12 protein-coding genes are annotated in these 6,376 nt (G+C 22.3%); all 12 read right to left on the reverse strand.

What is annotated here, in order from left to right; all coding sequences use genetic code 11:
- Positions 1–83: 83 nt before the first annotated feature.
- The 12 genes from AB6A63_RS01525 to AB6A63_RS01580 all read right to left on the reverse strand — a co-directional run bounded on the left by AB6A63_RS01525 (position 84) and on the right by AB6A63_RS01580 (position 6,343).
- The gene (locus tag AB6A63_RS01525; protein WP_370430931.1) at positions 84–1,442 is read right to left on the reverse strand and encodes a hypothetical protein; all 1,359 of its coding nucleotides are present in this window, start codon (positions 1,440–1,442) and stop codon (positions 84–86) included.
- Positions 1,443–1,549: 107 nt separating this feature from the next.
- Complete coding sequence (locus AB6A63_RS01530; protein ID WP_370430932.1) at positions 1,550–2,155, reverse strand: hypothetical protein; 606 nt, start codon at positions 2,153–2,155, stop codon at positions 1,550–1,552.
- Between the two features lie 16 nt (positions 2,156–2,171).
- Positions 2,172–2,564: a hypothetical protein gene (locus AB6A63_RS01535; protein ID WP_370430933.1), complete on the reverse strand. Its 393-nt coding sequence runs from the start codon at positions 2,562–2,564 to the stop codon at positions 2,172–2,174.
- The gene (locus AB6A63_RS01540) at positions 2,561–2,776 is read right to left on the reverse strand and encodes a hypothetical protein (protein WP_370430934.1); all 216 of its coding nucleotides are present in this window, start codon (positions 2,774–2,776) and stop codon (positions 2,561–2,563) included. The genes AB6A63_RS01535 and AB6A63_RS01540 overlap by 4 nt, the downstream gene beginning before the upstream one ends.
- Positions 2,776–3,099 (reverse strand): hypothetical protein, encoded by a 324-nt coding sequence (locus AB6A63_RS01545; protein ID WP_370430935.1) that lies wholly within the window; start codon positions 3,097–3,099, stop codon positions 2,776–2,778. Before AB6A63_RS01545 ends, AB6A63_RS01540 begins: the two co-directional genes overlap by 1 nt.
- Before the next feature lie 402 nt (positions 3,100–3,501).
- Positions 3,502–3,633 carry a hypothetical protein gene (locus tag AB6A63_RS01550; RefSeq protein ID WP_370430936.1) on the reverse strand — a complete coding sequence of 44 codons (132 nt, stop codon included), beginning with the start codon at positions 3,631–3,633 and terminating at the stop codon, positions 3,502–3,504.
- 212 nt (positions 3,634–3,845) lie between these two features.
- The gene (locus AB6A63_RS01555; RefSeq protein WP_370430937.1) at positions 3,846–3,971 is read right to left on the reverse strand and encodes a hypothetical protein; all 126 of its coding nucleotides are present in this window, start codon (positions 3,969–3,971) and stop codon (positions 3,846–3,848) included.
- Complete coding sequence (locus tag AB6A63_RS01560) at positions 3,965–4,099, reverse strand: hypothetical protein (RefSeq protein WP_370430938.1); 135 nt, start codon at positions 4,097–4,099, stop codon at positions 3,965–3,967. Before AB6A63_RS01560 ends, AB6A63_RS01555 begins: the two co-directional genes overlap by 7 nt.
- 68 nt (positions 4,100–4,167) lie before the next feature.
- Positions 4,168–4,545, reverse strand: coding sequence for a hypothetical protein (locus tag AB6A63_RS01565; protein WP_370430939.1), 378 nt, complete (start codon positions 4,543–4,545; stop codon positions 4,168–4,170).
- Positions 4,546–4,762: 217 nt separating this feature from the next.
- Positions 4,763–5,509, reverse strand: a complete 747-nt coding sequence (locus AB6A63_RS01570) for a toprim domain-containing protein (protein ID WP_370430942.1) — start codon at positions 5,507–5,509, stop codon at positions 4,763–4,765.
- Complete coding sequence (locus AB6A63_RS01575) at positions 5,503–5,898, reverse strand: CHC2 zinc finger domain-containing protein (protein WP_370430940.1); 396 nt, start codon at positions 5,896–5,898, stop codon at positions 5,503–5,505. The genes AB6A63_RS01570 and AB6A63_RS01575 overlap by 7 nt, the downstream gene beginning before the upstream one ends.
- Positions 5,899–5,977: 79 nt before the next feature.
- Entirely contained in the window at positions 5,978–6,343 is a 366-nt protein-coding gene (locus tag AB6A63_RS01580; protein WP_370430941.1) for a hypothetical protein, read from the reverse strand.
- Positions 6,344–6,376 lie beyond the last annotated feature (33 nt).

The raw sequence follows: 6,376 nt of genomic DNA on the forward strand, positions 1-6,376 counted from the left end.
CTTTTTTTTTTTTTTTTTTTTTTTTATTAAATGTTAAATATATTTTTAAAAGCCGGATGCGTTTTTTTTTTTTTTTTATTTTATTATCTCTCTCTATTTGATAAGTTTTTGATTTGTTGATTGTTCCAATCGATAGCTCGTTGAGTTAATTTTAATTCTAAGTTTTTAGTTCTAAAACGGAAGTAAAGAGATTTATATTCAACTACACCACAATGTAATCCTTTTGAACAATTTAAAAAACAAGATGACATATTATTTAGATTATTAACTTTTGATAAATAAGGTTCGACTTCTTTTCGTTCTTCAAAAGTTAAATAATCCCAAATTTTATCTTTAACTTGTTGAGAATTAGAATTACTACGGTTGAATCTTCCTGGAAAATCCCAAAAATCATATTTTAAAATTATAGGGTGTAATTCAGGTTGATTAGTTTCTATAAATTGATAATTTTTTTTAGTTTCAGGCCAACCGCCTACTCTTTGCCCTGTTTGATAATCTTTTAAATCAATGCCGTCTTCTTTAAATTGAAAAAATGCAGCTAAACCCAAACGATTGCCGATAATATCATATAATTTTTTAGCTTCAAAAAAATTAGTTCTATTATGATAGTCTTTAACAGTTGGTTTAAAATTCGTGAAAATTGAATATTCCCTGATGGTGTCGCCTTGTTTGTTAATGTAGGTATTATAAGGGATGGCTGTAAATAAAAAGAGGTTTTCAAATTGAAATTGATTTGTATTTTGATTTATGTTAGATTCTAAATCTCTATTTTTTTGTTTAAGATTATTAATTTCATTCTCTTTATCTATTTTTTGTTGTGTTAAATCATTAATTAAAATTATATATTCTGTATTTTGTTGTGTTAAATCATTAATAATAACATCTGAATTAGTAATTTCATTTTGAAATTTGTTTTTGGCTTCCGTTAAATCGTTAATTTTAGTGTCATTATCTAAAATTGTTATTGTTAATCTTTGAATTTCATTTCTAAGATTTTTTATTTGTTGTTTTAAATCATCAATTTCTTTTTGTTTTTCAAGAAGATGAGGAGTTGAAATACTAGCTTCAATTTTTTTAATTTCATTATTTAAATCATCAACTTGTTTATTAATATGCTCTAATTCTCTTTGTTGTACAGCATCATCATTTTTTAAATCACCGTTTTCAACTTTTAATTTTTTATATATTTTTTGATTTTTTATTTGTTCCTCTCTAAACATCGCTGTATCTCTTATAAGAGCGTCATTTTGTTGTTCTAAATTTTCAATATCATTTCTTTGATTTATAATTCTTGTCTCTAATTCTTTTTTTTCTTGTAAAGGTATCCCTATTTTTCTTTCTTCATCTAATGATTGATATTTTTTAAAAAGAAAAACATTAAAAGATATTACACTAAAAAAAAATAAAACAAAAAGAAAAAAGGACGAAAAAAGAGAAATCAAATATTTTTTTTGGTTTTCGTTGAAACATTTATTTTTAAAATTCCTTATAATTTATTTTTAAAAAATATATTTATATTTTAACATTTTATTATTTTTTTTTTTTTTTATTAAAACATACCCGCAACAGTAGAAAGACCTTTAATTGCCTTCTCAACAACAGGAGCAGCAGCACCAACACCAGCAGATACAGCTTTACCAGCTATTTGGATTCTTTCATCATTAACAAATTCATTCAAAGCAACGCCCGCATTTTCAGCTCTTTCACGCACAGCATCAGCAAAATCACCCAAAGCAGTACCAACATTAGCGCCAGCGTTAACTGCTTTTTCACGCACAAAATCACCAAAATCACCCACAGCGGCCCCAACCGCTCTACCTTTGTCATGTACATATTCAGCAAAATCACCCAAAGGACCGAAAGGATTAAGAGAAACAGCTTTTTGTTGTACTTCAGATAAAGCAGGAAGTCCTTGATTTACAGCTCGTAAACCTTTAATTTGTTGTTGTAATCCATGTATTAAATCTGCCAATTCAGAAAAACTTTGTTGATTTTTTATCGTTCCTAATTGAATTAATTTTTCGAATAATTCATTAAACATTAATTGGTGTTTTTCAAAAAATAAAACAAAACGTTTTTGTAATAATTCTTGTTTTTTTTCTTTTAACAATTCAATTTGAGTTTGTTTAAAAATATATAAACTTAATGAATCCATTAAATATGATTTTTATTTATAAATATCTGATAATACAATTCCCCCGACGATTCATTACTCCCTTTAAACAATCCACTTCCTTTTGGAGCTCTTTAAGTTCAGCTTTCTCAGCTTCCGCTTTTTGTTTTTCTTTCGCCTTCTCAGCAGCATAAACAGACATTAACGCTAATAAAGCTAGTTTGTTGCTACCTAATGTAAAAGAAACATTATTTAATATTTTAATTTCATTAGAAGGTCTTTTAACACCTCCAAAAAAACCACCGGAACCAAAAAAAAGCGACAAAAACAAATATAAAAGATAAGATAAAAGACATAAAGCGACTAAGCCGAAAATTTCCAAAAAATAAAAAGAAAAATTAACTATCTTTTTATTATTTTTAAAATTCATTTTATATCTTTTGAAATTCATTTTATATCCTCAAATCCGTTTTTTTCAACTAAATCAATATATTTATCAATAAATTTAAAAAATTTATCTGAAATAATAAAATAGGTTTTAAAAATATGATAAACTAATTTAAAAAAATTTTGAAAAACAAAAACAAAAACATTAAAAGCGGCCGATATAAAAGTAGCTAAGGCGCCCATAACGTGGCCCATTCCAAATGTTAAATCAAACATTATTCACTCCTTAAAGATTTAAGAATATAAAGTCTGAAACGTTGAAAAAACAAATAAACCAATTTACCAATTTTAAAATTTAATCTTAAAGCGATGTAAATAAAAAAAAATTTAAAAAAAGTTTCATATAAAGTAATATCTAAAAAAATAGTCGATAAAATAGATTTTAATAAAGAAAATAAATCTAAAATAATCCCTATATAATTACTCGGTTTAAAATAAGAGAAAAAACCATCAAAAGGCCACCTATTAAAAATCCCGATACTATCAGTTGGAATATGTAAATATTTTTTTAAAAATTCTCTTATAAAATCAAAAAACATATTTAACTCCTTTTAAAAGCCGGGTGCGTTTTTTTTTTTTTTTAGAGATCTTTAACCCAATTTAAAAATATAATATCTCAATATATTTAAAAACAAAATAAAAGAAAATTAAAAAAACTAAAAATAAAACAATATAAAAAATCTTATTTGAATCCCGATAAAAAAAATAAACAAATAAAGTAAAAAAAAAGAGAAATAATTTGAAGCATAATAAAAATTAAAAAATATAAAAAAGGAATAAAAATAATTAAAAAAATATGATTTTCTAATAAATCTTGTGAAAAATAAAAAAACCATTTAAAAATTCGTTCAAAAAAATCATATAAAGAAGCAAAAAAATTTTAAAAAAACTTGTATAAAATTAAACATTATTATTTTTCATATTTCTTTATTCCTTTTTTATTAATCTATTAATTTTTTTAATTCATCAATTGAATAATTTCCTTCTAAATTTTCATTATCATATTCATCTAATAAAAAAGAATTTTTTAATTCTAACCATTTTTTATTTTTTAAAAATAAATCTTCAATCACTTCTTTTAAAAAATCTTGTTTATATTTAAAACCTCTAAAATTTTTATTAATTTCATCTCGAATAAAAAAACATTTTATCGTGTAAATCTCTATATTTTAAATGAGGATTAAAAAAAACATCAAAAAGATTAATAAAATTTTCTTCAATAATTTTTGATTCTTTTTTTAAATCATTTAAATAATAAATAAGAATACTTTTTTTCTTTCAAAATTCATTTTACAATTTCCTCTATTTTTATACATTTAATTTTAGAAATAATTAAAATATATAATCTTTTAAATTCTTCAACCGTCATTAAATCACGGTCTAAATAATATTTAATAAGCACATCTAACATTTGAGAATAATTTTTTTTCTAAAATATTCTTCTCTTTGTTCTTCTAAAAAAACACAATATAAAGCAAGACCACCAACAACAATTAATAAAAAAATAATAATTATTAAAAATAAAATTTCTAAATCCATAATTTAATCACCTACTATTTTTTATTAAGTTGTATAATATCTTCTAAATCATTGTTAATATTAGGTTCTCAACCAGTAATAATAATTTCAGATTCTTCTTGTTTTTGTTTTAATTTGGAATCGTTCCATGAACTCAAATTTAAATCAATCCCGCCATTTTCGCCAAAATCGCTAATAGCTTTAAAAACACTTTCACGATAAATACCCATTTTATTATCCATTTGACACATTAAAGTAAATAATCTAGCAAACTCTAATGAAGAAATAACACCGGGACGAATATATTTTTTCATAATTTCTTTTAATTGTTCTTGATATTCATTAACTAATTTTTTATTTTTATAAGCGCGATAAAAAAAATAAAAAACAATAGAAAAAGCAAGAATTAAAAAAAAGATTGCTCCCTTTAATAAAGAAATTTGACTTTCTAAATCATTTTTAATCATTCTTTTAAATATTCCTTTCTCAAATTTTAAATTATTTATTTAAAAATTGTAAACCATTTAAAACACTAAAAACAACAAATACATAAAAAAAACAATCATCAATAATTCTATAAATTTCCTTTTTCTAAAAAAGAAAGAAACAAATAAAAAAACAAACAAAATAAAAAAAAGAGAGAATTAATAATAAAATTAAAATTCATTATTTTCCTTTTTTTATTTATAAAAGATATATTTTTTGATAAGCATAAAAACCATGTTTTTTTAAAACATCATCAGCGTCCTTACAATCCTTAAAAGGAATTGTTTTAATAACAGCCGAAATATTCAAAGCTGTTAATTCATTTTTAATTCTTTGAGATTGTTTTAAACCGGTAGCATCATTATCAAACCCGATAATAACAGTAATATTATTTTCTTTTAAAAAATTAATCATTGGTTGAGAAATACCAATTGTAAGAGAAATTAAACCAACAACATTTTTAATACCGTGATTAAAACAATTAATTAAATCAAAAAAACCCTCATGAATAATAATTTTTTTCATTTGTAAAATATAAGGCTTCGCCAAATTAAAACCATACGGCATGAAAAAAATATTTGTATTTGTTAAATTAGGAAGTGCTCTATATTTGGGATTAAACTTTTTTATTTCATTATGATAATTGTTTTTGTAAAAATGGATGACATAATTATGATAATAAACAGGAATAATAAACCCATCTTGGAAAAAATCAGCCACAAATACTTTATTTTTAATTAATAATTTTAACTCAAAAAATAAATCTAATGAAATACGTTTTTTTAAAAGATAACGATAAAAATTTTGATTATCTTTAGTAGCTAAACCTAATTGAAATTTTTTAATTGTATCAAAACTAATTTTTCGAACTGTTTGAAGATAGTTTAAAGCCTCTTTATTTTTTAATAATTCTTGATGATAAAAATTTTTTGTTAACTCTAAAATATGAGAATATTTTTTTTAAAAAAACGCTTTATTTTGTTTAATATCAATATTATTAATTTGTGTTGTTTTTTTTGAAAAGGAACATTTAAAAAAACAGGAGTATTTTTTAATTGATTTTGTTTAAACTGGATTAAATCGTTAATAGCTTTTTGAAAAGTCGAATGAGTACACTTTATATAAATGTCTATAACATCAAAAGCCTTATTACAGGCCCAACAAAAAATTTTGTTATTTTGTGTTATTTGCGTACTTTGTTGGCTTTGGCTCTGGTGGAACAAACAATTAAAACGAGTTTTAATATTTGATTCCATCGGAGCTATTTTTAAAAATTTCATTAAAGATAAAATATTAATATCTTTAACATCATTAATAATTTTTTGATTAATCATTATTATTTTTCTCTTTAAAAAATAAAATTAAAAAAATAAAAATGTTTTATTTTTTTAATTTTAGATTTAATATTTTATATTATTCTTCAATTACTTGTTGTTTTGTTTTTTTTGAAATAGGTTTTTGATTAGTAAATTGTTTTGTTTCATAATTAAAATATAAACCGTAATTATCAGTTAATTGTTTACAAGCGCCACGATAATACATATATCTTTCTTTATATCGATAATAAGAAATAATAATTTCTTCAATTAATAAATGACGTTTTTCTTTCATTTTGGGGGTTGTAAGATTACAACCTAAACTTTGCATAGAAAAAAATTTTTGAAATTTCGCTTTATATCTTTGTTGAGCATCGTTATATTTTTTACGGTCGCGCATATATTCAGCATTTAAATTTAAAATTAAAGTTTGTAAATCTTGTAATTTTTTCTCTTCAGACATTTTAAAACCTCATATTTTATTTTATTTAATTTT

The sequence above is a fragment of the 'Camptotheca acuminata' phytoplasma genome (assembly GCF_041276565.1).
GTDB lineage: Bacteria > Bacillota_I > Bacilli_A > Acholeplasmatales > Acholeplasmataceae > Phytoplasma.

What these genes read in the sequence shown, in the direction of transcription:
- AB6A63_RS01530 (WP_370430932.1), bottom strand. Translation starts at nt 2,155, where the DNA reads ATGGATTCATTAAGTTTATATATTTTTAAACAAACTCAAATTGAATTG.
- AB6A63_RS01535 (WP_370430933.1), bottom strand. Translation starts at nt 2,564, where the DNA reads ATGAATTTCAAAAGATATAAAATGAATTTTAAAAATAATAAAAAGATA.
- AB6A63_RS01540 (WP_370430934.1), bottom strand. Translation starts at nt 2,776, where the DNA reads ATGTTTGATTTAACATTTGGAATGGGCCACGTTATGGGCGCCTTAGCT.
- AB6A63_RS01545 (WP_370430935.1), bottom strand. Translation starts at nt 3,099, where the DNA reads ATGTTTTTTGATTTTATAAGAGAATTTTTAAAAAAATATTTACATATT.
- AB6A63_RS01555 (WP_370430937.1), bottom strand. Translation starts at nt 3,971, where the DNA reads ATGTTAGATGTGCTTATTAAATATTATTTAGACCGTGATTTAATGACG.
- AB6A63_RS01560 (WP_370430938.1), bottom strand. Translation starts at nt 4,099, where the DNA reads ATGGATTTAGAAATTTTATTTTTAATAATTATTATTTTTTTATTAATT.
- AB6A63_RS01565 (WP_370430939.1), bottom strand. Translation starts at nt 4,545, where the DNA reads ATGATTAAAAATGATTTAGAAAGTCAAATTTCTTTATTAAAGGGAGCA.
- AB6A63_RS01575 (WP_370430940.1), bottom strand. Translation starts at nt 5,898, where the DNA reads ATGATTAATCAAAAAATTATTAATGATGTTAAAGATATTAATATTTTA.
- AB6A63_RS01580 (WP_370430941.1), bottom strand. Translation starts at nt 6,343, where the DNA reads ATGTCTGAAGAGAAAAAATTACAAGATTTACAAACTTTAATTTTAAAT.